The organism is Rhizobium sp. 01N48 (assembly GCF_056399145.1).
This window is the reverse complement of sequence record NZ_JBFTQT010000016.1, coordinates 11,562-37,375: the sequence shown is the minus strand read 5'-3', so window position 1 is coordinate 37,375 and position 25,814 is coordinate 11,562. Positions and strand designations below refer to the sequence as shown.

19 protein-coding genes and 1 tRNA gene are annotated in these 25,814 nt (G+C 62.9%); 14 read left to right on the top strand and 6 right to left on the bottom strand.

Translation table 11 applies throughout. The annotated features are described in order from the left end of the window. Window positions 1-49 precede the first annotated feature (49 nt). The 3 genes from AC1DOG_RS22760 (at window position 50) to AC1DOG_RS22750 (ending at window position 2,688) form a co-directional block, all read left to right on the top strand. On the top strand, window positions 50-1,003 hold the full coding sequence (locus AC1DOG_RS22760) for an acetyl-CoA carboxylase carboxyltransferase subunit alpha (RefSeq protein WP_018901567.1): 954 nt from the start codon (window positions 50-52) through the stop codon (window positions 1,001-1,003). Between the two features lie 206 nt (window positions 1,004-1,209). Then, complete coding sequence (locus AC1DOG_RS22755) at window positions 1,210-2,457, top strand: L,D-transpeptidase family protein (RefSeq protein WP_477931254.1); 1,248 nt, start codon at window positions 1,210-1,212, stop codon at window positions 2,455-2,457. 6 nt (window positions 2,458-2,463) lie between these two features. After that, window positions 2,464-2,688: a sulfurtransferase TusA family protein gene (locus tag AC1DOG_RS22750; RefSeq protein ID WP_018901569.1), complete on the top strand. Its 225-nt coding sequence runs from the start codon at window positions 2,464-2,466 to the stop codon at window positions 2,686-2,688. A gap of 24 nt (window positions 2,689-2,712) precedes the next feature. Here AC1DOG_RS22750 and AC1DOG_RS22745 read toward each other — a convergent pair whose 3' ends face one another. Further along, window positions 2,713-3,915: a CobW family GTP-binding protein gene (locus tag AC1DOG_RS22745; RefSeq protein ID WP_477931252.1), complete on the bottom strand. Its 1,203-nt coding sequence runs from the start codon at window positions 3,913-3,915 to the stop codon at window positions 2,713-2,715. Between the two features lie 44 nt (window positions 3,916-3,959). Beyond that, window positions 3,960-5,084: a D-alanyl-D-alanine carboxypeptidase family protein gene (locus AC1DOG_RS22740; protein WP_477931250.1), complete on the bottom strand. Its 1,125-nt coding sequence runs from the start codon at window positions 5,082-5,084 to the stop codon at window positions 3,960-3,962. Window positions 5,085-5,238: 154 nt separating this feature from the next. Between AC1DOG_RS22740 and AC1DOG_RS22735 the strand changes: the two genes are divergently transcribed. Continuing rightward, on the top strand, window positions 5,239-6,402 hold the full coding sequence (locus tag AC1DOG_RS22735) for a M20 aminoacylase family protein (protein WP_477931248.1): 1,164 nt from the start codon (window positions 5,239-5,241) through the stop codon (window positions 6,400-6,402). 106 nt (window positions 6,403-6,508) lie between these two features. Here AC1DOG_RS22735 and AC1DOG_RS22730 read toward each other — a convergent pair. Beyond that, window positions 6,509-6,585, bottom strand: a tRNA-Arg gene (locus AC1DOG_RS22730). A gap of 311 nt (window positions 6,586-6,896) precedes the next feature. Here AC1DOG_RS22730 and AC1DOG_RS22725 point away from each other — a divergent pair. From AC1DOG_RS22725 to AC1DOG_RS22700, 6 genes are all read left to right on the top strand, one after another. Beyond that, a complete protein-coding gene (locus tag AC1DOG_RS22725; RefSeq protein WP_477931246.1) occupies window positions 6,897-8,669 on the top strand; it encodes a type I secretion system permease/ATPase in 1,773 nt (590 codons plus the stop codon). Further along, the gene (locus AC1DOG_RS22720; RefSeq protein WP_477931244.1) at window positions 8,666-9,985 is read left to right on the top strand and encodes an HlyD family type I secretion periplasmic adaptor subunit; all 1,320 of its coding nucleotides are present in this window, start codon (window positions 8,666-8,668) and stop codon (window positions 9,983-9,985) included. Before AC1DOG_RS22725 ends, AC1DOG_RS22720 begins: the two co-directional genes overlap by 4 nt. Before the next feature lie 123 nt (window positions 9,986-10,108). Continuing rightward, entirely contained in the window at window positions 10,109-11,542 is a 1,434-nt protein-coding gene (eglC, locus tag AC1DOG_RS22715) for an endo-1,3-1,4-beta-glycanase EglC (RefSeq protein WP_477931242.1), read from the top strand. 130 nt (window positions 11,543-11,672) lie between these two features. Next, window positions 11,673-12,026, top strand: a complete 354-nt coding sequence (locus AC1DOG_RS22710) for a hypothetical protein (protein WP_477931240.1) — start codon at window positions 11,673-11,675, stop codon at window positions 12,024-12,026. 302 nt (window positions 12,027-12,328) lie between these two features. Continuing rightward, window positions 12,329-12,841: a DUF992 domain-containing protein gene (locus AC1DOG_RS22705; RefSeq protein ID WP_018901578.1), complete on the top strand. Its 513-nt coding sequence runs from the start codon at window positions 12,329-12,331 to the stop codon at window positions 12,839-12,841. Between the two features lie 140 nt (window positions 12,842-12,981). Next, entirely contained in the window at window positions 12,982-13,131 is a 150-nt protein-coding gene (locus AC1DOG_RS22700) for a hypothetical protein (protein WP_183795259.1), read from the top strand. Between the two features lie 3 nt (window positions 13,132-13,134). On the opposite strand, the gene AC1DOG_RS22695 is transcribed toward AC1DOG_RS22700, so the two are convergent. Next, window positions 13,135-13,422: a BON domain-containing protein gene (locus AC1DOG_RS22695; protein ID WP_477931238.1), complete on the bottom strand. Its 288-nt coding sequence runs from the start codon at window positions 13,420-13,422 to the stop codon at window positions 13,135-13,137. A 62-nt stretch (window positions 13,423-13,484) separates the two neighbouring features. Beyond that, a complete protein-coding gene (locus AC1DOG_RS22690) occupies window positions 13,485-14,135 on the bottom strand; it encodes a hypothetical protein (protein WP_477931236.1) in 651 nt (216 codons plus the stop codon). Between the two features lie 356 nt (window positions 14,136-14,491). On the opposite strand from AC1DOG_RS22690, the gene dxr reads away from it, so the two are divergent. After that, entirely contained in the window at window positions 14,492-15,667 is a 1,176-nt protein-coding gene (gene dxr, locus AC1DOG_RS22685) for a 1-deoxy-D-xylulose-5-phosphate reductoisomerase (protein ID WP_477931234.1), read from the top strand. Between the two features lie 22 nt (window positions 15,668-15,689). On the opposite strand, the gene hemA is transcribed toward dxr, so the two are convergent. After that, complete coding sequence (gene hemA / locus AC1DOG_RS22680) at window positions 15,690-16,904, bottom strand: 5-aminolevulinate synthase (protein ID WP_018901583.1); 1,215 nt, start codon at window positions 16,902-16,904, stop codon at window positions 15,690-15,692. Between the two features lie 348 nt (window positions 16,905-17,252). Between hemA and AC1DOG_RS22675 the strand changes: the two genes are divergently transcribed. From AC1DOG_RS22675 to AC1DOG_RS22665, 3 genes are all read left to right on the top strand, one after another. Next, window positions 17,253-17,510, top strand: coding sequence for a YMGG-like glycine zipper-containing protein (locus AC1DOG_RS22675; protein WP_113239255.1), 258 nt, complete (start codon window positions 17,253-17,255; stop codon window positions 17,508-17,510). Between the two features lie 172 nt (window positions 17,511-17,682). Then, the gene (locus AC1DOG_RS22670; RefSeq protein WP_477931231.1) at window positions 17,683-19,611 is read left to right on the top strand and encodes an autotransporter assembly complex protein TamA; all 1,929 of its coding nucleotides are present in this window, start codon (window positions 17,683-17,685) and stop codon (window positions 19,609-19,611) included. Window positions 19,612-19,673: 62 nt separating this feature from the next. Next, window positions 19,674-25,784: a translocation/assembly module TamB domain-containing protein gene (locus AC1DOG_RS22665; protein WP_477931229.1), complete on the top strand. Its 6,111-nt coding sequence runs from the start codon at window positions 19,674-19,676 to the stop codon at window positions 25,782-25,784. Window positions 25,785-25,814 lie beyond the last annotated feature (30 nt).

Below are 25,814 nucleotides of genomic sequence, written 5' to 3'. Positions count from 1 at the left end.
GGCAGCCAAAAGACAAATGCCCCGGGCACAAGGAACGGAAACGCACCTCATGCACAATTATCTCGACTTCGAAAAGCCGATCTCCGACCTCGAAGGCAAGATCATCGAATTGAAGAAGATTGCCTCGGAAGACGAGAGCATCGACACATCCGATGAAATCGGCAGGCTCGAAGTTCGTGTTCGCGAAGCGACGGTCGAAATCTATTCGAAGCTCAACGCCTGGCAGAAGACCCAGGTCGCGCGTCATCCGCAGCGGCCGCACTTCGTCGATTATGCCAAGACGCTTTTCCAGGAATTCACGCCGCTCGCCGGCGACCGCAAGTTTTCTGAGGACGCCGCGATCCAGGCGGGTCTCGCTCGCTTCCGTGGCCAGCCTGTTGCCGTCATCGGCCAGGAAAAGGGCAACGACACGAAGAGCCGCCTGAAGCACAATTTCGGCAGCGCGCGCCCCGAGGGCTACCGCAAGGCGATCCGCGTGCTTGAGATGGCCGACCGCTTCGGTCTGCCCGTCATCACGCTGGTCGATACGGCTGGTGCCTATCCCGGCGTCGGCGCCGAAGAGCGCGGCCAGGCGGAAGCCATCGCCCGCTCGACGGAAATGTGCCTCGGCCTCAAGGTTCCGATCATCTCCGTCGTCATCGGCGAAGGCGGTTCGGGCGGTGCGATCGCGATCGCCACCGGCAACCGGGTCTACATGCTCGAGCATGCGATCTACAGCGTGATCTCGCCTGAAGGGGCGGCCTCCATCCTGTGGCGCGATTCCGCCCGCGCCAAGGAAGCGGCCACCAACATGAAGATCACCTCGGATGACCTGAAGGCGCTCGGCATCATCGACGGCATCATCGGTGAACCGCTCGGCGGCGCGCATCGCGATCCTGATAGCGTGATCGCGTCGACCGGCGACGTCATCGCCAATGCGCTCGGCGAAATGGCCAGCCGCACCGGCGAGCAGATCCGCAACGATCGCCGCCAGAAGTTCCTGAACATGGGCCGCAACCTCTAACGGGGTTGCGAAGCAGGCTTGGGGGAGGCCGCGGATTGCGGCCAAACCTTGGCCACATTAGTGTTATCAATAGCTTTTGTGCTTGCGGGGGTCGTGGGTGCGCGGCATGGTCGTTAAGGTTTTATAAACCAGATTGGGCCAATGATTCGCTTCACTTCGAACCCGTTCAACGGATTGGGTCGCATCTCGTAATTGGGCTAGATTGAATGCGCTTTCGTCATTTTGCCTATGTTTCCCTGATGGCGCTGGCCTTGGCCGGCTGCAACGACGCGTTGGAAACCACGCAGATCGACCTGTCCAAGGTCAAGAACAAGGTCGAACAGCCGCTTCCGCCGCGCATCCTCAACGAAATGGCCGCGAAGAGCATGGATCGCAATTCGCCGATCCTGATCCGCATCTTCAAGGAAGAAGGTCAGCTCGAGATCTGGAAGGCGAAGACGGACAACCGTTACGACAAGATCGCCAGCTACAAGATCTGCGCCTGGTCGGGCCGTCTCGGTCCCAAGGTGAAACAGGGTGACCGGCAGGCGCCGGAAGGTTTCTACAACCTGACCAAGGCGAACCTGAACCCGAACTCGAAATATTATCTCGCCATCAATACCGGCTTTCCGAACCGCTACGACGCCGTCAACGGCCGCACCGGCACGGATCTGATGATCCACGGCGCATGCTCGTCGTCCGGCTGCTATTCGATGACGGACGAGCAGGTGCTTGAGATCTACGCATTCGCGCGCGACGCCTTCAAGGGCGGCCAGACGGGCGTGCAGTTGCAGGCCTTCCCGTTCCGGATGACGGCCGAGAACATGTTCAAGCACCGGATGAACGAGAACGCCGATTTCTGGAAGATGCTGAAGGTCGGCTACGACAATTTCGAAGTCACCAAGCGTCCGCCGGAAGTGAATTTCTGCGAGAAGAAATACGTCTTCAACCAGCAGTCCTCCGGCGCGTTCAATCCCGGCGGCAAGTGCCCCGAGATGTCGACGCCGCCGGCGCTGACCGCAGCGCTTGCCTCCTACGACAAGACCTATGAGCTGGCCTACACCAAGGCGTCGAAGGAATTCGACGGCATGGCGTGGTACGATCCGTCGGAAGCCGAGCGCAAGGCCGTCGTTGCCAAGCAGCGCAAGGGCCGCGAACTCGCCTATGCGCCGACCGGCACTTCGCTCGAGGCCGGCAAGATGATGAAGGTCGCCGACCTTGAAGGCATGGCGGCTGCCAAGACCGCGACCACGGTTGCGGCCAATACGGTGACCGGCTCGACACCTGCCGACGCCACCGCTGCCGTGAAGACGGCCGATGCCGCGATCGTCAACCCGGCATCCGTGCCGGTGCCGACGCCGAACCCGATGGAATCAGCTCCCACCACCGCGACGGCCTTCGCGCCTGTCGAGCAGCCTGAATCGGTCGAGGTCGCCTCAAAGAAGCCGTTCTGGAAGTTCTGGGGCCGGGACTGATCGCGCGTGAGCGCCATCTCCTACGATCTGCGCGGGTTGAAATGCCCGCTGCCCGTCATCAAGACACGCAAGAAGATGTCGTCGCTGCCATCAGGCGCGACGATCCGTGTCGAGACGACCGATCCCCTGGCGGGGATCGATATTCCGCATTTCTGCCATGAGGACGGTCACGAGCTGATCGAGACCGAGAAGACCGAGAGCGGTCACCGTTTCCTGATACGCAAGCGATAACTCTAAAAGCGCATTCCCGGAGTGCTAGAAGCGCATTCCTGGTATGGCCAGCGGGTTGTCGTTGAGGGCCGTGCGGTCGGCGGTGTCGATGCGCGGCTTGCCGAGGAAGGCGTCGAACAGGTCCTTGACGAAGGCTTCCGGCAAATCCTTGGTGATCAGCACCATGCGGGTGCGCCGGTCCTCGGGATTAGGCCATGCCGGCAGGCGGATCGGCGGGTGGAAAATGCTCTGCACACCATGCAGCACCAGCGGCCGGTCGGGACGATCCGACATCGCCACGATCGCCTTCATCCGCAAAAGCTTTTCGCCATGGGCCGAGCGTAGGAGATCGACGAACATGTCGAGCGCCATCGGATCGATCGGCTTGTCCTCGACGATCGAGAATGAGCGGATCGAGGCGTCGTGACGGTTCACGTCGTGTGCGTGCTGGTGGTCGTGGTGATGATCATGGTGGTGATGCCCATGATCGTGGTGACCGTGAGCGTCATGTCCGTGATGATGATGGCCGTGGTCGTGCCCATGGTGGTCATGATCATGACCGTGATCATGAGCGTCTTCGTCACGCAGCCAGCGGCCCACATCTGCGCTCTTGGTGGCGGGATCGTAAATGCCGTTTACGAGGGTGGCGGCGGTGCCGGTTTCGGCGTCGTCGGCATCCATCAGCGCGGCGCGCGGGTTGAGCGCGCGCAGGCGGGCTTCAAGCTTTTCCAAGATGGCGGGGGAAGCAAGCGTCTTCTTCGAGATGATCAGGCGATCGGCCATGGCGGCCTGTTTGACGGCTTCCACATGGTTGTCGAGCGTCTGCAGGCCGTTGGCGGCGTCGACGACGGTGACGACGCCATCGAGCGAGAAGCTTTCGGCAATGATCGGATTGCCCATGATCGCCTGCATGACCGGCGCCGGATCGGCAAGGCCCGTGGTCTCGACGACGACGCGCTTCACCGGCTTGACGCGGCCGGTCTGGATCGCGTCCATCAGGTTGGCCAGCGTATCCACCAGTTCACCGCGCACGGTGCAGCACAGGCAGCCATCCGACAACTCGATGATTGCGTCGCCGGAGCTTTCGACGAGCAAATGGTCGATGCCGACATCGCCGAATTCGTTGATGATGACGGCCGCGTCCTTCATGGCCAGATCCTTGAGGATGCGGTTCAGAAGGGTCGATTTGCCCGCGCCGAGAAAGCCGGTGAGGATGGTGACCGGAATGCGATCCGCAACTGCGCTCATGCCTGTATGCCTTGGATGTATTTATGCTTTGGAGGTCGCAAGCCTTAGAAGCCAGAGGTAGGCCGCGGTGTCGGGATCGGCACGTTGGCGATGTCGCCGACGCCACCGGCCGTCGCCAGCTTGTCGGGCTGCGGGTCGTTCTGGCCGGGGATCAGGCCTGCATAGACGAAGTTCGGCTCGTGATCCATTTCCTGTATATAGGGCGAATGGATCTTCATGCGGCCCACCTCGTCGCGCGTTTCGCTGCGGATCTTGGCGCCCTTGGCGCTGCAGATCTCGGCCGTGAGATCGGCGACTTCCTGCGTTTCGCCATAGGGCTTCAGTGAGCCCAGCGTGTCGGTGCCTGTCGGCTGCGTGGTGAAGCCGCGCTGCAGCATGTCGGCGGAAGCGTCGGCACGGGCGGCGAGGCTATCGGTGCCGAGCACGACGGAAACCAGCGTGCGGCCGTTGCGCGTCGCCGAGCTGATCTGGTTGAAGCCCGATGCGCAGATGAAGCCGGTTTTCATGCCATCGGCGCCGGCGAAGCGGCCGATCAGCATGTTGATGGCGGGGATGTTCTGCTTGCCCGTGGTGATCCCTTCCAGCGAGAAGTAGCTCGCATATTGCGGGAAATCGCGGCGCAGCGCGACCGACAGGATCGCGAGATCGCGCGCCGTCGTGTACTGGCCCTTGCCGGGCAGGCCGTTCGGATTGACGAAGTGGGTGTCGTTCATGCCGAGCTTGGCGGCTTCGGCGTTCATTCGGAGAACGAAGGCGTCCTGCGTGCCGCCGACTGCTTCGGCGACGGCAACCGCGATATCATTGGCGGACTTGACGATCAGGATCTTCAGCGCGCTGTCGAGCGTCAGCTTCTGGCCCGGCTTGAAATACATCTTGGCCGGCGGCTGGGCGGCGGCGGTCTTGCTCATGACGATCGGCGTATCGACGCTGATCTGGCCGGAGCGGATCGCATCGAAGGTGGTGTAGATGGTCATCAGCTTGGTGAGCGAGGCCGGATACCACTTGCGGAAGGCATCCTCATGCTCGAGCACGCGACCGCTCTGCACATCGACCAGGATATGCGGATTGGCATAGGCCTGCGTCGTCGCGGAAAAAGCGATGGCGGCTGCGGAAGCGGCGATGGTGATCGGCCGCAAGGCGGCAAGCAGGCGTTTCTGGCGCGTCGACACGGTTTGTCCTTAAAGATGTCCTGATGTCTCGAAAGTTTCCCCTATTTAACGTATATGGCCATGACATGGCAAAGGTCATTGTCTAACTTATTTGCGAGCCGTGGTATCAATTCCGTTATTGCCGCCGTTTTCGATTTTCAGCAGGGAAGCAAGCATGCCGATTTTGAACAGAGCCGCCGAACTTCAGGACGAAGTGACCGAGTGGCGCCGGCACATCCATGAGCGGCCGGGCCTGCTCTACGCGGTGGAAGAGACGGCCGCCTTCGTGGCCGAGAAGCTCAAGGAATTCGGCGTCGACGAGATCGTCACCGGCATCGGCCGCACCGGCGTCGTCGGCCTGATCAAGGGCAATGGCGCGGGATCGCGCACGATCGGCCTGCGCGCCGACATGGACGCGCTGCCGCTCACCGAGATATCGGGCAAGCCATGGGCATCGAAGATAGCGGGCAAGATGCACGCCTGCGGCCATGACGGGCACACGGCGATGCTGCTCGGGGCCGCGAAGTATCTCGCCGAGACCCGCAATTTCAACGGCAATGTCGCTGTCATCTTCCAGCCTGCAGAAGAGGGTGGGGCCGGCGGTGACCTGATGGTCAAGGACGGCATGATGGAGCGCTTCGGCATCCAGGAGGTCTACGGCATGCACAACATGCCCGGCCTGCCCGTCGGCCATTTCGCCATCCGCAAGGGGCCGATCATGGCCGCGACCGACGAGTTCACCGTCACGGTCAAGGGGCGCGGCGGGCATGCTGCGCAGCCGAACCGCACGATCGATCCGATCGCGATCGGCACGCAGATCATCACCAACCTGCAGATGATCGCATCTCGCAACGTCGATCCGCTGCGCTCGGTCGTGGTGTCGGTCACCAAGTTCAATGCCGGCTTCGCGCATAACGTCATTCCCAACGAAGCGACGTTCGCCGGAACCGTGCGCACGCTCGACGAGGCCGTGCGCGATCTCGCGGAGAAGCGCTTCCGGCAGATCGTTGCCGGCGTGGCCGAGGCGCATGACGCGGAGGCCGATATCCATTTCCAGCGCAACTATCCCGTCACATCCAACCATGCGGATGAAACCGTCTATGCGACGGCGGTGGCGACCGACATCGCGGGTGCGGGCAACGTCGATACCGATATCGATCCGATGATGGGCGGCGAGGATTTCTCCTACATGCTGAACGCCCGCCCCGGCGCCTTCATCTTCATCGGCAACGGCGATACGGCCGGCCTGCACAATCCGGCCTACGACTTCAACGACGACGTCATCAGCCACGGCATTTCGTACTGGGTGCGTCTGGCCGAGCAACGGCTGGGCGAATGATCGGCTGATATCGAAGACCCGGGCTGTCCGGGTCTTCCCCCGCATCGCGTATGACGCGATGGAGCCCGGCCAAGGCCGTGCCAAAACGATCGAATGTGCAGGAAAATGGTGTCCACGAGAGGATTCGAACCTCCGACCCCAGGATTAGGAATCCTGTGCTCTATCCTGCTGAGCTACGTGGACAGCGTCCCCTGCATAGCTTGACTGTCCCTGTCGATCAACAAGCTTTTGACGACATTCTCCTCTTCGCAATGACCCGCTTGCTCAATCCTGCGCTGGTCCGTTCGGTGTCATGGACACGAGCAATGTCGGGCAAACGCAAATTTTGGGCAGCTGTGTCATAGGGGTACGGTGTTGCGTCATGGCGGCACAGGGTCATGTTGCAATGCAAAACTCGCGTTAACAGTGAGATTTATTAGTTTTGCACAACCATAGAAAGAGCAAGCTCTCGTCACTGTTGTGATCCATGTTCGGGACATCACTGCCCCAGTTTCATGCGATCGAGAGGTCATTTGTCCCAATTCAAGGCGAAAACATCCACGCCGTTCCTGATTTCCGCCGTCTCGTCCGTGCGGGGCACGTTGATCGGGATCGGAATGACGAGCTGCTTCATCAATATCCTGGCGTTGACCGGCTCGTTCTTCATGCTGCAGGTCTATGACCGCGTCATTCCCGCCCGCAGCCTGCCGACACTTGTCGGGCTCGGCATCATCACACTGACGCTCTTCGCCTTTCTGGGGCTGCTCGAACTGTTACGCTCACTGGTGCTGGCGCGGCTGGGGCAGTCGGTCGACGAGCGCTTCGGGCCGATCGTCTTCCGCTCCTTCGCCACCGCGCCGTCGCGGCGCAGCGTCGAGGAAAACGGGCTGCAGCCGATGCGCGATATCGACATGGTGCGCGGCTTTCTCTCCGGGCCGGGGCCGACGGCGCTGTTCGACCTTCCCTGGATGCCGTTCTATCTCGGCCTCTGCTTCCTGTTTCATGTCTGGATCGGGGCGGTGGCGTTGGCGGGCGCGCTTGTTCTCGTTGGTCTGACCATCATCGCCGAGATCCGCACGCGGGCGCCGACGCAGGCCGCGGCGCGGATCGGGCTGGAGCGGACGGCCCTTGCCGAAGCCACCCGCCGCAATGCCGAGACGGTGGCGTCGATGGGTTTCGCGCGACGGCTGGAGGAGCGCTGGTCGGCGATCAATCTGCGCTACCGCGACACGCAGTTCAAGGCGACGGGGATCACCGTGTCGCTGTCGACACTCTCGCGTGTCGTGCGGCTGGTGCTGCAGTCGGGTGTGCTGGCCGTCGGGGCCGTTCTCGTCATTCGCCAGGAGGCGACGGGCGGGATCATGATCGCGAGCTCGATCCTGATCAGCCGGGCGCTGGCGCCGGTCGAACTGGCGATCGGCCAGTGGCGGGGTTTTGCCGCGGCGCGCCAGAGCTGGGCGCGGTTGCTTCGGTTGAGCGAGGCGGATGAGATCGTCGACCCGGACGTGCGGCTGCCTGCGCCGGTCAAAGGCCTGAAGGTGGAGAACCTGCATCTTTCAGCACCCGGCTCGGCCGTGCCGCTGTTGCGCGGCATCTCGTTCGAAGCCAAGGCGGGCGAGGCGATCGGGATCGTCGGGCCGAGCGCTTCAGGCAAGTCGTCGCTGGCGCGCGGGCTGGTCGGGATCTGGGCGGCGCGCATGGGAGCGGTGCGGCTCGACGATGCGTCGTTGTCGCAATGGGAGCCGGAAGCGCTCGGGCGGCACATCGGCTATCTGCCGCAGGAGATCGGGCTCTTCGACGGAACGATCGCCGACAATATCGCCCGTTTCGATCCAACGGCGTCATCGGATGCGGTGATCGCGGCCGCCAGGGCCGCCGGCATTTATGAGATGATCGTGCGGATGCCCGAGGGTTTCGATACCGAAATCGGCGAGGAGGGGGCGGTGCTTTCCGCCGGCCAGCGGCAGCGGCTGGCACTGGCGCGCGCGCTTTACGGCGATCCCTTCCTGGTCGTGCTCGACGAACCGAATGCCAATCTCGACGCCGAGGGCGATGCGGCGCTGACCCGTGCGATCGCGGGGGTGCGTGAGCGCGGCGGGATCGCGATCGTCATCGCCCACCGGCCGAGCGCGCTTGCCGGTATCGACAAGGTGCTGGTGTTGGCCGAGGGCCAGGTGCGCGGTTTCGGGCCGAAGGAAGAGGTGCTTGGGAGGCCCGTGGCGGCTGTATCGGCGGCATTCTCGCCGGTGCGTTTCGGGCGGGTGAGCGAGGGGAGGGCGGCGCGATGAAGCCTCGTGCAAATGGTGCGGGCGCACCGATCGCCGAAGGGGCCATCCGGCGGCTGGCGCTTGTGGCGCTGGCGGCGGTTCTCGTTCTCGTCGGCGTGCTCGGCAGTCTCGCGGCGACCATCCATCTCAACGGCGCGGTGATCGCCTCTGGCACGCTTGTCGTCGACAGCTATGTGAAACCGATCCAGCATCTGAAGGGCGGGACCGTCGGCGAGATCCTCGTTCGCAATGGCGACAAGGTGGAGGCGGGGCAGGTGCTGCTGCGGCTCGACGATACGCAGGCGCAGGCGACGGTTTCGATCGTCTCTCGGCGCTTGCGGCAGCTGGCGGCGCGCACTGCAAGGCTTTCGGCCGAGCGGGATGGGCGGGAGACATTCGCGTTTCCCGATCTTGTGAAACAAGCGCCCCCGGAGGAGCGGGAGACACTGACGCAGGGCGAGCAGCGGCTGTTCGAGGACCGGCGGGCTTCGCTCAGCGGACAGGTGGCGCAGCTGCGCGAGCGCATCCGTCAGCTCGGCCAGCAGGCGGGTGGGCTGGTGGCGCAGCAGGACGGCAAGCGGCAGGCGATCGAGATCATCGGCAAGGAGCTGGCGAGCCTCGAGCCGCTGCTGAAGCAGGGCATCATTCCGGCAACGCGGGTCTATGCGTTGCAGCGCGACGCGGCTGATCTCACCGGCGAGCTCGGCAACCTCGTGGCGTCGGCCGCCGAGGTGAAGGGCAAGATCGCGGAGACCGAACTGCAGATCATCCAGCTTGGCGACGACAGGCGGAGCGAAGTCTCGGACCAGCTGCGGCAGGCGCAAAGCGATACCGGCGAATATGCCGAGCGGCTGGTCGCGGTCGAGGACGATCTCAAGCATATCGACATTCGCGCGCCACAGGCGGGCATCGTGCATCAGTTGTCGGTGCATGCATCCGGTGCCGTGGTGCAGGCGGGAGCGGCGATCATGGAGATCGTGCCGGACGGCGATGCGCTGACGCCCGATCTCCGGCTGTCGCCGCAGGATATCGATCAGGTCGCGGTGGGGCAGGCGGTGGTGTTGCGCCTGTCTGCCTTCAACCAGCGCACCACCATGGAGCTCAATGGCCGGGTGGAGCGCATCGCGGCCGATCTCACCACCGATCAGAAAACCGGCCAGAGCTACTACGGCGTGCGCGTTCATATCGAGGACGGCGAATGGCGAAGGCTTGGAAAGCTGACGCCGGTGGCCGGCATGCCGGTGGAGGCTTTCATCGAAACGGGGGAACGGACGGCGCTGGCCTATCTCGCCAAGCCGTTCACCGATCAGGCCGCCCGTGCCTTTAGGGAGGAATAAGGGCCTGTGCCTGATGGCGCCTGGGAGGAGGCGCGTCGGGCAAGGGAGGAGCGTTCGGCCATCAGGGCATCGTGCGGATGCCCTTGGCAATGTTTCAATCACGAAAACCCTAGGAGATGAACCATGCCACAGTCGATTCAGAACGCAGTCGGCACAAGCCTGTTCTATAGCGGCGCTTCAACCGCCTGGCTGTCGGCGACAGGATCCGGACCGGTGCTCAACGGCACAGCCGGCAATGACAGCATATGGGGTGACAGCTCGGTCAACGTGACCATGCAGGGCGGTACGGGTGACGATATCTATTATCTCTACTCCGCCATCAACCGCGCGGTCGAAGAGCCGGGTGGCGGGATCGACACGATCAACACCTGGATGAGCTATACGCTGCCCGAAAACTTCGAGAACCTGACGGTGACGGGCGCCGGGCGTTATGCCTTCGGCAACAGCGCCGACAACATCATCTCCGGTGCCGCGGGCAGTCAGACGATCGATGGCGGCGCGGGCAACGATGTGCTGATCGGCGGCGGCGGGGCCGATACTTTTCTCTTCACCCGCGGCAATGGCAGCGACCTCATCGTCGATTTCAGCAGCGACGACACGATCCGCTTCAACGGCTATTCGCTGACGAGCTTCGATCAGGTTGTCAGCCACTCGACACAGGAGGGCGCCAATCTCCGGATCGACCTCGGTGGTGGTGAAAGCCTCGTGCTGGCCAATACGACGGCTTCGGCGCTTCATGCCGATCAGTTCCAGCTGACGCTTGATCGCTCGGCGCTGACGATGACCTTCGCCGACGAGTTCGACAGCCTGTCGCTCCATAGCGGCGGTCAGGGAACCTGGGATGCCAAGTTCTGGTGGGCGTCCGAGAAGGGCAGCACGCTGCCCGATAATGCCGAGGAGCAGTGGTACATCAACCCGTCTTATGCCGGTACGGCGTCGGTCAATCCTTTCTCCGTTCATGACGGCGTGCTGACGATCACGGCGGCGCAAACGCCGGCGGCGCTTGCAGGCCAGCTCGAAGGTTTCGACTATACGTCGGGGATGCTGAACACCCATTCCACCTTCGCCCAGACCTACGGGTACTTCGAAATCCGCGCCGACATGCCGACGGATCAGGGCGTCTGGCCGGCCTTTTGGCTGCTGCCGGAGGACGGCTCCTGGCCGCCGGAACTCGACGTGGTGGAAATGCGCGGGCAGGATCCCAACACCGTTCACGTCACCGCGCATTCGGCAGCGAGCGGCAGCCATACGATGGACCAGACGGCGGTCAGCGTCGCGAGCACCGAGGGCTTCCATACCTATGGGGTGCTCTGGGACCAGGACCAGATCGTCTGGTATTTCGACGACGTGGCGATCGCCCATGCCGATACGCCTGATGATATGCACGACCCGATGTACATGATCGTCAACCTCGCCGTCGGGGGCATTGCCGGTTCGCCGACGAATGGCTTGCCCAACGGGTCAGAGATGAAGATCGACTATATCCACGCCTATTCGCTGGCCGACAGCCCGGTTGCCGCTGCCGCGCATGCGGCGACGGACGACTGGCAAACCTGAGGCGGTCCTGTCGGATGCTTTCGGATACGGGCGCTTGAGATGCGCCCGTATTTTTTTGGTCCGCTTTTTTGGGAACGATGAAAGCCCTCTGTCGTTGACCCCATGTCGATACGAAAGAAGGAGAAGCATCATGAAAGCGAAACTGATCGCGGCATCGATCCTGGCACTTGGTCTGGCAACAGGCGGGGCGATGGCCCAGTCCAACCCGAGCCCGGCTGGATCGACGATCGGCAGCAGCACGGTCGATAGCGGCGGTGGCGCGAACGCGGATGCTCCGAACACGACTGGAACATCGCCAACGGTGGTCGATCCGAACGCCACCTACAGCACCACCCCCGGCACGATGAGCGTGGGGCCGAACACCAATACGACAGGCACCGTCGACCGCACGCGCTGCCCGGCACAGCCGGCGCCGGGTACGACGGCCGCCCAGGGCGGCAATAGCGGCGCTTCGGAGAGCGAGGCATGCCCTGACTTCAAGTAATCATCGCATTGCGATCAAGGATCCCGGCGCAGCCCGGGGTCCTTTTTTGTGCGCGGACACCACCAATTCGTCGGGCTTCGGAAGACAAGAACGCGTGATGACGGTGGAACAACAGGCGATGACAGGGATTTATTCAGGCGCCGCCTGATTGACGCCCGAAATCAGCCAGAAATCGGGATGCATGTAGCGAATCAAACCCCACACATTTGCTTTTGAGCATTTGTTAATTTTGTTCATACAACCGGGGTTGGTAAGTTATAACAAGGCACTATGTTTTTCGTCAGGATACTAAGGAGACCACAATGAACAAGACAATCGCATCGATCGTCGCAGCAGCCTCGCTGGCTCAAGTCTTCGCTACTTCGGTAGCGGCAGCGGATCTTGTGACGACTTATGAAGAGCCGGATCAGCGCGATGGCGTCAAGATCGGCGTTCTGACCTGCGACGTCGGCGGCGGTGTCGGCTACGTCTTGGGTTCGGCGAAGTCCGTCGATTGCGTCTTCAACGGTACGCGCGGCTCCGTCGATCACTACAGCGGCACCATCCGCAAGATGGGCGTCGACCTCGGCTTCACCACGCGCGGCCGTCTCGTCTGGGCAGTCTTTGCTCCGACGGCCGGCTATCACCGCGGTTCGCTCGGCGGCCTCTACCAGGGCATCACCGCTGAAGCCACGCTTGCCGGTGGCGTCGGCGCCAACGTGCTGTTCGGCGGCACCGCCGGCTCGATCCAGCTGCAGACCATCAGCGTTACCGGCCAGCTTGGCCTCAACGTCGCTGCAACCGGCACCTCGGTCACGCTGACGCCGGCCGGCTGATTTTATCATATGATTTCATTGGAAAAGCCGTCCCGTCAGGGGCGGCTTTTTCGTTTCATGGGTGCCGTGTGGGTGGCCCATTTCGGGAAGGGAACCTACGGCCGATCGTCGCGTTGTTCTGGTCAAAGGAGACCAAGCTCATGACCATGAAACTCTCGATGCTCGCGGTTGCCTATCTCTTGATCGGCGGCCTTCTCATTGCCGTCAGCTACCAGCCGAGCGGCCCCGTCACGACGCAGAAGACGGATCGCGTCGCCTCGGGCTTCCTGATGGAACGCTTCGCAGGTTGATGCTCAGACGGCTTCGCCGAGGTTGTCGAGCACGGACTGCGCGACGACGATCCGGTTGCGAACCGTGTGATCGCTTGCCGTCGTCTCGGCGACGACGATGGCGCTGGCGAGGTCCGCCTTGGTCGCGACCAATCCGGTGAGAATGATCTCGTCTTGCTCTACCGTCACCGCAATGTGCGAGGCGTCGAAGCCGCTGGCGACGGCCAGCGCGGTGGAGACATACGCCTTCAGGGCCGCCTCTTCGCTCATATCCGTCTTTCGTGCGGACGGTGATAGCTCGTAACTTGCCATGTCATGCCTTCCTTCCTCCCATCCGATTGCGAAATCCGATGCCGCCGATACCGTTTGCACGGTCACCAGCTGACCCGGTAGTTCAGGTTGATGCTTCCCGAGCGGGTGGATGAGCCAGGATTGCTGATTGTTGCGCTCAAATTAAGGTCGGGGAGGATCAACTGGTTCAGCGCCAGCGAACTCGTCACATCGCCATTGAAGCCCGACACGGTGGCTGCCGCAGAGAGCGAGGTGCCGGTCCAGGGCTGGATCAGCTTCAGCGCTTGCGAGGTATCGACGGATGTCTGGCGGGTGTCGACGGCGTCGTAACGGACCTGCACGAAGCGGGTCGAGACCATGTCCAGCGAGTCGGAGAAGATCCAGCTGCGGGAGCGGCTGAGCATCAGTGCGCCGCTTCCCCGCAACGTATCGACGCGCACGCTGGCGGACCGCTCGGCGCGAGCGGCGGGCGTGACGCTGACCTTGGTGATCTTGCCCCATAGCGAGGCCTGCTCGGAACCGCCGAGCAGGACGCCTCCCTTCGATGCCGCAAGGCCGATATCGGCGCCGGCGCTGGTTTCCCATTCGGCGGGCAGGCGAAAGCCCATTGTTGCCTTGTAGGAGCGTTCGGACACTTTCACGGGTGTCCAGATGACGAGGTTTTCTGCGTTGACGCGCGGTGCGAATGAAATGAGCGCGGCGGGCAGAAGCAATAAACTGCTTGTCGCTTTCATGGCCATTTGTCCCTTCGTGACGGTCAGGGTCTTCTGGTCGATGCGGGCTTGAAGCGGAAACGCACGAAAGCGCGCAGGATTTCGCCTTGTAAACCCAACATCTCGTTCTGGTTTCTATCGCGTCCGGCCTTTGGCGCGGATACGGAAGCGGGCGCGAAATTTGCGCCGCCGGAGCTTGAAAATTGCAACCGATACGATTGCCAATGCTCCTATCCCTGAGGATTGTTGTCAGGATCACATCGACCGGCGGGGATGTAAACCCCTCAGGCCCAAAAATCTGCTGCACTGCACACTTGCCGGTCATTCCAATCCCCTGTAGAGCCGAGGGAAATGACGGAACGCAGGCAAAATCGCGCATGATCACGGGCAGAAACGGGCCTCGGCGCCTCTCCATCTTCGGTTCGACCGGCTCGATCGGGAAGAACACGCTCGACGTGGTGAAGCATCTGGGCGGTCTCGAAAACTTCGAAATCTCCGTGTTGACGGGCAACGAAAACGTCGATCTTTTGGCGCAGCAGGCGCGCGCGGCCGGCGCCAAACTCGCGGTGACGGCGAGTGACAGCCATTACGAGGCGCTGAAGAGCGCGCTTGATGGAAGCGGGATCGCGGTTGCCGCCGGGCAATCAGGCCTGATGGAAGCAGCCGACCTCGAGGCCGAATGGGTGATGGCGGCGATCGTCGGGACGGCGGGCCTTGCGCCGACGCTGGCCGCCGCCCGCAAGGGCGCCGATATAGCGCTCGCCAACAAGGAATGCCTGGTTTCCGCCGGTGATCTCTTCGTGCAGTCCGTGCGCCGCGGCGGCGGCAAGCTCCTGCCTGTCGACAGCGAGCATAATGCGATCTTCCAGGTGCTGGAAGAGAACCAGCGCCACGCCGTGGAACGCATCATCCTGACGGCGTCGGGCGGACCATTCCGCAACGCCTCGCTGGAGGAAATGGCCGGTGTGACCGTCGAGACGGCGCGCGCGCATCCGAACTGGTCGATGGGGCTGAAGATTTCGATCGACAGCGCCTCGATGTTCAACAAGGCGCTGGAGATGATCGAGGCCAAGCACCTGTTCGGGCTGACGCCGGAGCAGATCGAGGTCATCGTGCATCCGCAATCGGTGATCCATTCGATGGTGGGTTATACCGATGGTTCGGTGCTGGCACAGCTCGGCGCGCCCGATATGCGCACCGCGATCGGCTACGCGCTGGCGCATCCGCGCCGGCCGAACCTGCCGATCGAGCGGCTCGATTTCGCCAAGCTGGCGCGGCTGGATTTCGAGGAACCCGACGAGACGCGCTTCCCGGCGCTGCGGCTCGCTCGCCTTGCGATGACGCGCGGCGGCGTGCAGGGTGCGGTTCTGAATGCCGCCAAGGAAGTGGCTCTTGAGGCTTTCATCGCCGGGCGTCTGTCGTTCCTCGCCATGGCCGATGTGACTGAAACGGTGATGGACCAGCTGGCACATCTGCCGGAGGCCGCGACGATGGACGACGTGTTCGCCGTCGACAAGGAAGCCCGGCAGCGGGCTGCCGGGCTTATCAACTAAGCAGAGATATTTTTGAGTCTGGTCAGGCGACGTGCCGGGCCAGTGCGCAGCGCGACCAAAGCGAATGCAGCGCTTCCACCAGGTGCTCGATGTCGGCATCGGTGTGCAGCGGCGTGGGCGTGATGCGCAGGCGTTCGGTCTTGACCGGAACCGTCGGGTAATTGATCGGCTGGACGTAGACGTTGCAGTTGTCGAGCAGCAGGTCCGAAATCCACTTGCACTTGGCGGCGTCGCCGACCATGACCGGGACGATGTGGCTCGGGTTCGGCATGTGCGGGATGCCGGCCTTGTCGAGCTGGGCGCGGAGCAGGCGAACGCGATCTTGGTGACGGGCGCGCTCGAAGGGGCTGACCTTCAGGTGCTGGATCGAGGCGACCGCGCCGGCTGCGAGCGTCGGCGGCAGCGCCGTGGTGAAGATGAAGCCGGATGCGAAGGAGCGGATGAAGTCGCAGAGCGCGGTGGATGCCGCGATGTAGCCGCCCATGACGCCGAAGGCCTTGCCGAGCGTGCCTTCGATAACCGTCAGGCGGTCCATCAGGCCTTCGCGTTCGGCGATGCCGCCGCCGCGCGGGCCGTACATGCCGACAGCGTGGACTTCGTCGAGATAGGTCATGGCGCCGTACTTGTCGGCGAGATCACAGATTTCCTTGATCGGCGCGATATCGCCGTCCATCGAGTAGACGCTCTCGAATGCGATCATCTTCGGCGCCTTCGGATCGGCGGCGGCGAGCTTGGCTTCCAGATCCTGCAGGTCGTTGTGCTTCCAGATGACGCGATCGCACTTGGCGTAGCGAATGCCCTCGATCATCGAGGCGTGGTTCAGCGCATCCGAGAAGATGATCATGCCGGGGATCTTGGCGCCGAGCGTGCCCAGCGCCGCCCAGTTGGAGACGTAGCCCGAGGTGAAGACCAGGGCCGATTCCTTGCCGTGCAGATCGGCGAGCTCACGCTCAAGCAGAACGTGGTAGTGCGTGGTGCCAGAAATATTCCGGGTGCCTCCCGCACCCGCGCCACAGTGATCAATGGCGTTCTTCATCGCCTCGATCACCTTGGGGTTCTGGCCCATGCCGAGATAGTCGTTGGAACACCAGACGGTCACATCCTTCGGCCCCTCGGGGGTGTGGCGCGTGGCACGCGGGAAATTTCCGCGGTGACGCTCAAGATCGGCGAACACGCGGTAACGACCTTCGTTGTGAAGGCCTTCCAGCTCGTTCTTGAAGAATGCTTCGAAATCCATCTCATGCTCCAGTATCGTGCAGGCGTTCTCCGCCCAATGACGACTGCACGTCAACCCATTTGGTCCGATTTAGCACCATGTGCGTCAATTGGCCCCTAGTTTCGAATTACTTTAATTTGAAATTGGCGTCCTTGGCCAGATCAATCGCGCATTGCAGCTCTGCGCGCGGTGCTTCGCATGGTTCTTGGTGACCGATTTGCCAGTCGATTTTCGTGGCTGCTGGCCAATTGAAATCGATTGGAGCGGTTGCTTGCCCCTTTTTGCGCCATAGTTTGCAGTCTAGGTTACAAAAAAGACAGGAATCAGGGACGGCCACCGCCCACTCGGGCGACCAATCAGGAGTTATTGATGAAAAAGATTATTGCGCTCGCCTTTATCGGCCTATCGATTGCAAGCTGCACGCCGACGCAACAGGGTGCGGGCATCGGTGCGGCATCCGGCGCCATCATTGGCGGCGCGGTTACGGGCAATGTTCGTGGTGCTGCTGTGGGTGCTGCCGTCGGCGGCGTGTCCGGCGCGCTGATCGGCCGCGTGTCCGAACAGCCCGGCCAGTGCTACTACCGCGACGAATATGGTCGCCGCTATATCGACGATTGCCGCGGCTGATCCCTCGCCAAAACCTTTCAAATCCCGGGTCTCTGGCCCGGGATTTTCGTTTTTTTCCGCTAAATCAGCAATCATGCGGTTTAAAACGGTACAACAAAATGAATTTTGCCGCTAAGGTCGCATCAGGCCGGGGGGCGCAGAGCTTAAATCCAGTGTAACCAAAAAGCGGCGGATGCAGATTAGACGGAAGGCACCGAAACCGGGTATTGCGTATCGGCGAGCAGGCATCGTGACAATGGTCGCGGTGGCGACTGCCTTGTCACCGGCACTCGTGTCGAATGCTTACGCCTTCAAGCTTTTCGGGATCAATTTCTTCGGCAAGGACGATACGGACGCCAACCAGGTGCCCGACCCCGTTCGCTATGAGGTGACGCTGACATCGGACGCGAATGATCCCGACCTCAAGGAGGCGCTTGAGAACAGCTCGCGCCTGGTCGGAGACAAGGAGCAGCCGGTTTCGGGTGATCTCGGTGTCGTCGTCAAGGCGCGCGACGATCGCGAACGGCTGATCGCGGCTCTCTATGAAAAGGCGCGCTATGGCGGTGTCGTGACCATCACCGTGGATGGACGCAATATCGACGACCTGCCGCCGAACCCCACTTTCAATCGCTCGCGCCCGGTCCCCGTCAATGTCAGCGTTGCGGCCGGGCCGGTGTTTCATGTGCGCGAAGTGCAATTCGGCGGCGATGCGGCAAACCGCAATCCCGCCGATTACGATCTCGGGTCGGGTGCTTCGGCCGGGTCGCTTACCATCATCAAGGCCGGCGATAAGATCGTCGAGCAGTTGAAGAGCGAGGGACGGCCGCTGGCGAAGCTGACCACGCGCAAGGTGGTGGCCGACCACAAGACCGATACAGTCGACGTCGTGCTCGCCGCCGAGGGCGGGCCGGTTGCGCCGATCGGAACGGTGGGCGTCACCGGCGCCAAGGCGGTGCGGTCGGATTTCATCGAGCGTTATTCGCGCATCAACAAAGGTGATCGTTACTCTCCGGAGGCGCTGAAGAAGGCCGGCGAGCGGCTGCGGGCGCTCGGCGTGTTCTCAAGTGTCACCATTCACGAGGGCGACCAGCTGGCCGGCGACGGCAGCCTGCCGATGATCATCGAAGTGTCGGAGGGCAAGCAGCGCTATTTCGGCGTCGGCGCGCAGTATTCGACGATCGACGGTTTCGGGGTCAATGGCTATTGGGGCCATCGCAATCTGTTCGGCGGAGCGGAAGGGCTGCGCGTCGAGGGCGCGGTCGGCCGCCTCGGGGATGCGACGGCGCTTGGCGATCTCGATTTCTCGGCGGGCATCACCTTCACCAAGCCCGGCGCCTTCGTTCCATCGGGTACGCTGATCGCCAGCATTCTTGCCAAGACCGAAAATCCAGATGCCTATAGCGCCAAGCTGGTGACGGCATCGCTCGGCTATTCCTACGAACTCAACGATACCGACACGTTTACCGGTGCGGGCGAAGTCAGCTGGGAAAAGGATGACGACGCGTTCGGGAACAATACCTACCTGACCTTCGCTGCCCCCCTGCAGTTCGATCGCGATGCGCGCGACAACAAGCTCGACCCGACATCCGGCTACCGGCTGATGGGCAAGGTGACGCCGAGCTACGAAGCCTATAACGGCACGTTCTTCTCCGCTTTCGAGGGATCGGTTTCCGGTTATTACGGCCTCGGCGCCGAAGACCGGATCGTGCTGGCCGGCAAGCTTTCGGCCGGGTTCCTGCTTGGCGCCGACGATCTCGTGAATATTCCCGCCACACGCCGCTTCTTTGCCGGCGGTGGCGGATCGGTGCGTGGTTACGGTTATCAGGAAATCTCTCCCTATAACGCCGCCAACGAGGCGACGGGCGGGGCTTCCTTCATGACCGCGTCTTTCGAGACGCGCGTGAAGATCACCGACACGATTGGCATCGTGCCGTTTATCGATGTCGGCGTGGTCTCCGCCGATGTTGCGCCCGATTTTTCGGATATCAGGGCAGGTGCCGGTATCGGCCTGCGCTACGCTACCCCATTCGGGCCGATCCGGCTTGATTTCGCCGTTCCCCTCAACAAGTTCGAGGGTGGGACGGATTACGGCATTTACGCTGGCATCGGTCAGTCGTTCTAACGAGGTTCAGGCTCGCAGCGAGATTGCGATAGCCGCGCAGAAAACGGGATAGCTCCGGGTCCATGCTTACGCTGACGAACATCTTCAAGTGGATTGCACGACTGCTCGGTTACGGAGCCGGCGTTCTCGTCATCCTGCTTGCCGTGGCCATCGGCATCTTCGGCTTCACCGGCTTCGGCGCCCGCATTCTGGTCGACAAGGTGACGTCGACAATCTCCAACCGCGACATGACCATCCGGGTGATGGACCCGCAGGGGCTGCTCACCGGCGGCCTCGGCGCGACCCGCATCGTACTTTCGGATACGCGCGGAACGTTTGCCGATGTCGACGGCCTGTCGATCAACTGGAATCCGCTGGCGCTTTTCACCGGGCGCTTCCATGCGACGCGGCTGGAGGCGGATGCCATCCGCGTTCTGCGTAAGCCGGTCCGCACATTGCCGTCGCGGCCGGCCGCGGAAGGGGAGGCAGGCGGCGGGTTCTCGCTGCCGATCAAGATAGATATCGATCAGATCTCGTTGCCGAAGATCAGCCTGTCGCAGCCCCTGATCGGGCGCGCTTTCACGCTCTCGGCCGATGGCAGCGTACGTGCGGATTCGAAGGGCGGCGATGCCAATATCACGGTTCACCGCCACGACGTGCCGGATGCCAAGCTGACGGCCGATGTCGCCTTCCTGCCCGAAAACAGCCAGCTTACGGTCAAGGCCAAGCTCAACGAACCGAAGGGCGGGTTGCTCGCCGGCGTGCTTGCTCTGCCGAACAACCCGGCCGTCGAGATTAGCCTCAATGGCGATGGCCCGATCTCCGACTGGAAAGCCAAGTTGCAGGCCTCGCTCGATGGCCAGCAGCGCGCCGCGATAGAAGCGCATCACACGCTGACGCCGGACCAGGCTTTGCATCATGTCGAGATCAAGGGCGGCGGCGATCTGAGCTCGCTGATGCCGGCGGCATTCCGGCCGCTCTTTGCCGGGCAGACGAACATCGATCTCGCGGCCAATTTCGACAATGCCGGCAAGATCGATATCCAGACCGGCAATGTGGCGACTGGCGCCGTCGTCATCGCCGCCTCCGGTACGCTGGACCCGAAGAGCAAGAACAGCCTGAACGCCAATCTGCTCGGGACATCCGGGCCGGTCGATTTCCGCTGGCCGCTGGCGGAAGGCGAAGCGCGCTTCATGATCACGGGCGTCAATCTGGCGCTGACGGGGGATGCCAAGGCATCGCGGCTGAATGCCAGCGCTTCGCTCGATACCGCGGTGCTGCCGCAGGCGACGATCGGTAACGTGAAGCTGACGGCCAAGAGCGACAACTTCAATCTCAGCGGTCGCTCCGGCGCGGTGCAGATCCGCCTTGTGGCCGGCGACATGACCTTCGCCAACCCCGATATCAACAGGGCGGTTCAGGGGCCGGTGACGATCGTACTGCCGCTGCAGATTTCGCCGGCCGCGATCGGCTTCAATGGCGCGACGATTGAAAGCGCATCGGCGAATGCCAGCCTCAACGGTGCGTATCAGCTCACCGACAATTCGCTCACCGGTAATGCCAAGCTCACCGTCGAGCCGCCGGCAATGCCGCCGGCTGTCGCGGCGCGGTTCAAGACGCCTGTCACGATCGAAGGCCAAGTGGCGGGCACCATTCCCGACAAGATCAATCTGTCGAACCTCAGCATCAAGTCGGACCTCACCGTCGCGACGGGCAATATCGTCCTCGACGGAACGACGCTCGATGCGACGCTTGCCGGCCGCGTGCCCGATATCAAGCCGCTGCTCGACACGGCCTCGGGTGCCGTGACCTATAGCCTGAAGGCCGGCGGCGATCTCTCGGCGCTGGCGCTTTCGGCCAATCTCAACGCTCCCGCGATCGATATGGCCGGGCGCGGGCTGAGCGATCTTGCTGTCGCGCTCAATGCGACCGCCGATCCGAAGGCGCCCAAGGCGCAGGTGAAGGCGACCGGCAAGATCGATGGCCAGGCGATCGATATCAGCACCGACGTGTTGTCCGAAGGCGGGCAGACGACGCTGCCGTCGATCAAGGCCAATGTCGGCAACAACAGCCTGACGGGTCACGTCGCGCTGTCCGAAAGCTTCGCGCCGACGGGCGCTTTGACGTTCGACCTGCCCGATCTCAGCCTTATCGCGGCGCTGGCCGGCCAGAAGGCCGAGGGCGATCTCAAGGGATCGGTCGATATTTCCGACGATGCCGGCAAGATCGGCCTGAAGGTGGCGGCGACGGGCAGTGGCCTGAAGCAGGGCAATTTCGCGATCGTCAGCCCCAATGTTGATGTCACCGTTACCGATCTCTCGGCATTTGCGGCAACGGGAGCGATCAAGGCCGACGAGGTCGCATCCGGCACCAACAAGATCGACAGCCTGGCGGTGAATTTCACGCAGCTCGGGAACCGCACGAATTTCAGCCTCGACGGCTATTACGACAACCACCCGCTGGTGGCGGGCGGCGGTGTCGAAACCAATGCCGGCACGACGCTCGTTCAGCTCGACCGCTTCTCAGCCAAGCCGCATGACATTGCGGTGGACCTCGCTGCGCCTTCGCAGCTATCGATCACTGATGGTACGGTCACGCTCGATGGTCTCGAGATCAAGACCGGTGACGGCGCGATCAACGTGACCGGCTCGGCTGGGCAAGCGCTCGACATCAATGCTGTGGTCAAGCAATTGCCGGCAAGCCTTGCCAACAGCTTCGTGCCCGATCTCGATGCCGCGGGTGCGATCTCGGGCAAGGTCGTGGTGACGGGTACGTCGGCGGCACCCGTGGCCGATTTCACGCTCGACTGGAAGAACGCCGCGACCAGCCAGACGAAGGGCGCCGGGCTTTCGGCGCTGGCGATCGGCGCGGATGGCAAGTTCGCCGATAACAAGCTCGATTTCAAAACGGATCTGAGCGGCAAGGGCGGCGTTTCGCTGAAGGCGGCCGGCAATTTCGTCACTGCTGGACAAAATGCGCAGTCGCTGCAGGTCGATGCCGATATCGTCAACATTCCGGCCGGATTGGCCAATGCCTTCGTGCCCGGGCTGAATGCCGAAGGCGCCATTACCGGCAGCGTCACCGCTTCGGGCAAGCTGCCCGCGCCGGCGCTCGATTTCAAGCTGAACTGGAAGAACGCGGCCACCAGCCAGACCAAGGTCGCCAAGCTCTCCTCGCTCGGGCTAACGGCAAGCGGCAAGCTCGAAAACAACATCCTCAATTTCAATGCGAATGCCGGCGGCAGCGGCGGGTTTGCGATCAAGGCCGATGGCAGCTTCGTCGTCACCGGCAATGACGCGCAGACGCTAAAGGTGGACAGCACGCTTGCCAATATTCCGGCGGCGCTTGCCAACGCCTTCGCGCCCGATCTTGCCGCACAGGGCATGATATCGGGCAGCTTCGGCGCATCCGGCAAGCTGCCGATGCCGGCAGCGCAGTTCCAGCTGGATTGGAAGAACGCCTCGACCAGCCAGATCAAGGCGGCCGGCCTTTCGGGCGTCGGCGCTTCGGTGAACGGGACGTTCGCGGACAATACGCTCACTTTCGACAGCAACGTCTCGGCCACCGGCGGCATGTCGGTGAAGGCGGCGGGCAATCTCAAGCTTCAAGGTTCGGCGATCGGCGATCTCAAGGTCGATGCGACGTTGAGCGGAGTTCCGGCTGGGCTTGCCAATGGTTTCGTCGATGGGCTCGGCGCCAGCGGCACGATTTCCGGCACTGCTTCGGCATCCGGCACGCTGCAGCAGCCGAAGGCCAGCTTCGATCTCGCATGGGCCGATGTCGCGACCAGCCAGACGAAGGCGGCGAAGTTGCCGGCCATGGCGCTGGCGCTGAAGGGGACACTTGAGGACAAGGCGCTCGATTTCACCACGAAGCTCGATGGTCAGGACGGCGCGGCGCTCGAGGCGGCCGGCAAGGTCGGGATCGAGGGGACCAAGCCGACGACGATCGAGGCCAATGCGACGCTCAACAAGCTGCCGGCAGCGCTTGTCAGCAGCTTCGTGCCCGATCTCGATGCTGGCGGCATGATCTCGGGGACGGCCAAGGTTTCCGGCGCGCTGCCGCTGCCATCCGTTGATTTCAAGCTCAACTGGGCGAACGCGACGACGCGGCAGACCAAGAGCGCCAACCTTTCGGCGCTCAGCCTCGATGCGACGGGCAAGTTCGCCGACAACAAGATCAATTTCGACGCCAATCTGGCCAGCAACAGCAAGACATTGCTTAAGGCCAAGGGGACGGCGGCGTTGGTCGGGGCCAACATCCAGGGCCTTTCCGTCGACGCCGATATCACCGATCTGCCGGCGAGCCTTGCCAATGGCTTCGTGCCTGGCCTTGGCGCCGAAGGCACGATTTCGGGCCGGGCAAAGACATCGGGAACGCCTGCCAATCCCGTCATCGACTTCAATCTCGATTGGAAGAACGCGGCGACGACGCAGACGCGGGCCGCGGGCGTCGGCTCGCTGTCTGCCAACGCCAACGGCAAGCTCGCCGACAACAAGCTCGACTTCACCACCAATCTGACCGGCAGCAACGTGGCGCTGAAGGCGGCGGGCAACTTCGTGGTCGCGGGCGCCAATGCGCAATCGCTCGCCGTGAAGGCCGACATATCGAACCTGCCGGCGGGCCTCGCCAACGCCTTCGTTCCGGGGCTGGCCGCCGAGGGCAATATCTCCGGCACGGTCGCGGCGTCAGGCAAGCTGCCAATGCCGGATGTCGACTTCAAGCTCGACTGGCGCAATGCCGCGACCAGCCAGACGCGCGGCGCCGGCGTCTCGCCGCTGGCGATCGGCGCGAACGGCAAGCTCGCTTCGGGCCGGCTCACCATCGAGACGACGGTTACCGGCGATGCCGGTCTGTCGCTGCGGGGCGGCGGCAATCTGGCCATTTCAGGGAACCGGGCGCTCGACATGCGCTTTTCCGGAAACCTGCCGTTTGCCGTTCTCGGCGCACAGCTGGCCGCGCAAGGGTTCGTCGCGGAAGGCAACGCCAACTTCAATCTGCAGGTCGGCGGCACCGCGTCGGCGCCCGTGATCAACGGGACGGTTGCAACCAGCGGCGCCAAGGTCATCGACGTCCGGCGCAATCTGGAGATCAACAGCCTGACCGCCGATATCCGCTTCGACGGGCAGCGCGCGGTGATTTCGCGCCTGACCGGGCAGCTTGCGAGCGGCGGCAACATCGCGGTGACCGGCGATGTCGGTATCCAGCCGGCAGCGAACTTCCCCGCCAATATCGACGTCAGGCTCAACAAGGCCGTCTATGTCGACGGCACGCTTGTCGTCGCCACGGTCGACGGCACGATCGGCCTGCGCGGGCCGCTTCTTGCCAACCCGACGCTGAACGGCAAGCTCACACTCGAAAAGGCCTCGATCACCGTTCCGGAGAAACTCCCGACATCGTTGCGCGAGATCGACATCCGCCACAAGAACGCGCCGAAGGCCGTTCTCGCGCAGATGCGCGACACGACGCAGGAAGGCGCGAGGGGCAAGTCGAGCACGCTCAATCTCGATATCCAGGTCGATGCGCCCTCGCAGATCTTCGTGCGCGGGCGCGGGATCGACGCCGAGCTCGGCGGCAGCGTGACCATTCGGGGTACGGCGTCCGTGCCTGTGGTTTCCGGCGGCTTCACCATGCGTCGCGGGCGTCTCACCATCCTCAACCGCCGTCTCGATTTCTCCGACAAGAGTCGGATCACCTTTGCCGGCGATCTGACGCCGGCGCTGCAGATGGCGGCGACGTCGACCTCGGGCACGACGACGCTGACCGTCGATGTGGCGGGACTGGCGACCGATCCGGCCATCACCTTCTCCTCCTCGCCGGCGCTGCCGCAGGATGAAGTGCTGGCGCAGCTGATCTTCGGGCAGTCGATGTCGAAGCTCTCGGCGATCCAGATCGCCCAGCTCGCCGATGCCGTCAGCCAGCTTGCGGGCGGACGCTCGACCTCGCTGTTCCAGGGATTGCGCAACCAGCTGGGCGTCGACGATTTCGATATCAGCACCGATGCCAACGGCCAGACCAATGTCGGCGTTGGCCGCTATCTCAACGAGCGCACCTATATCGAGCTGCAGCAGAACACCAAGGACGGCGCCAAGGCGATCATCAACCTCGATGTCGGGCGCGGCGTGAAGCTGCGCGGTGCGGCCGGCGCCAATGGTGCGGGCGAGGCGGGCGTGGTGTACGAGAAGGAATATTGAGGGTGGGGGCGTTGACGCCCCCCGGCGTTT

Coding starts and splice junctions, on each gene's coding strand:
- AC1DOG_RS22690 (WP_477931236.1), bottom strand. CDS start 14,135: ATGAAAGCGACAAGCAGTTTATTGCTTCTGCCCGCCGCGCTCATTTCA.
- AC1DOG_RS22695 (WP_477931238.1), bottom strand. CDS start 13,422: ATGGCAAGTTACGAGCTATCACCGTCCGCACGAAAGACGGATATGAGC.
- AC1DOG_RS22665 (WP_477931229.1), top strand. CDS start 19,674: ATGCTTACGCTGACGAACATCTTCAAGTGGATTGCACGACTGCTCGGT.
- AC1DOG_RS22700 (WP_183795259.1), top strand. CDS start 12,982: ATGACCATGAAACTCTCGATGCTCGCGGTTGCCTATCTCTTGATCGGC.
- dxr (WP_477931234.1), top strand. CDS start 14,492: ATGATCACGGGCAGAAACGGGCCTCGGCGCCTCTCCATCTTCGGTTCG.
- hemA (WP_018901583.1), bottom strand. CDS start 16,904: ATGGATTTCGAAGCATTCTTCAAGAACGAGCTGGAAGGCCTTCACAAC.
- AC1DOG_RS22745 (WP_477931252.1), bottom strand. CDS start 3,915: ATGAGCGCAGTTGCGGATCGCATTCCGGTCACCATCCTCACCGGCTTT.
- AC1DOG_RS22735 (WP_477931248.1), top strand. CDS start 5,239: ATGCCGATTTTGAACAGAGCCGCCGAACTTCAGGACGAAGTGACCGAG.
- AC1DOG_RS22670 (WP_477931231.1), top strand. CDS start 17,683: ATGCAGATTAGACGGAAGGCACCGAAACCGGGTATTGCGTATCGGCGA.
- AC1DOG_RS22675 (WP_113239255.1), top strand. CDS start 17,253: ATGAAAAAGATTATTGCGCTCGCCTTTATCGGCCTATCGATTGCAAGC.
- AC1DOG_RS22710 (WP_477931240.1), top strand. CDS start 11,673: ATGAAAGCGAAACTGATCGCGGCATCGATCCTGGCACTTGGTCTGGCA.
- AC1DOG_RS22760 (WP_018901567.1), top strand. CDS start 50: ATGCACAATTATCTCGACTTCGAAAAGCCGATCTCCGACCTCGAAGGC.
- AC1DOG_RS22725 (WP_477931246.1), top strand. CDS start 6,897: ATGCGATCGAGAGGTCATTTGTCCCAATTCAAGGCGAAAACATCCACG.
- eglC (WP_477931242.1), top strand. CDS start 10,109: ATGCCACAGTCGATTCAGAACGCAGTCGGCACAAGCCTGTTCTATAGC.
- AC1DOG_RS22705 (WP_018901578.1), top strand. CDS start 12,329: ATGAACAAGACAATCGCATCGATCGTCGCAGCAGCCTCGCTGGCTCAA.
- AC1DOG_RS22720 (WP_477931244.1), top strand. CDS start 8,666: ATGAAGCCTCGTGCAAATGGTGCGGGCGCACCGATCGCCGAAGGGGCC.
- AC1DOG_RS22755 (WP_477931254.1), top strand. CDS start 1,210: ATGCGCTTTCGTCATTTTGCCTATGTTTCCCTGATGGCGCTGGCCTTG.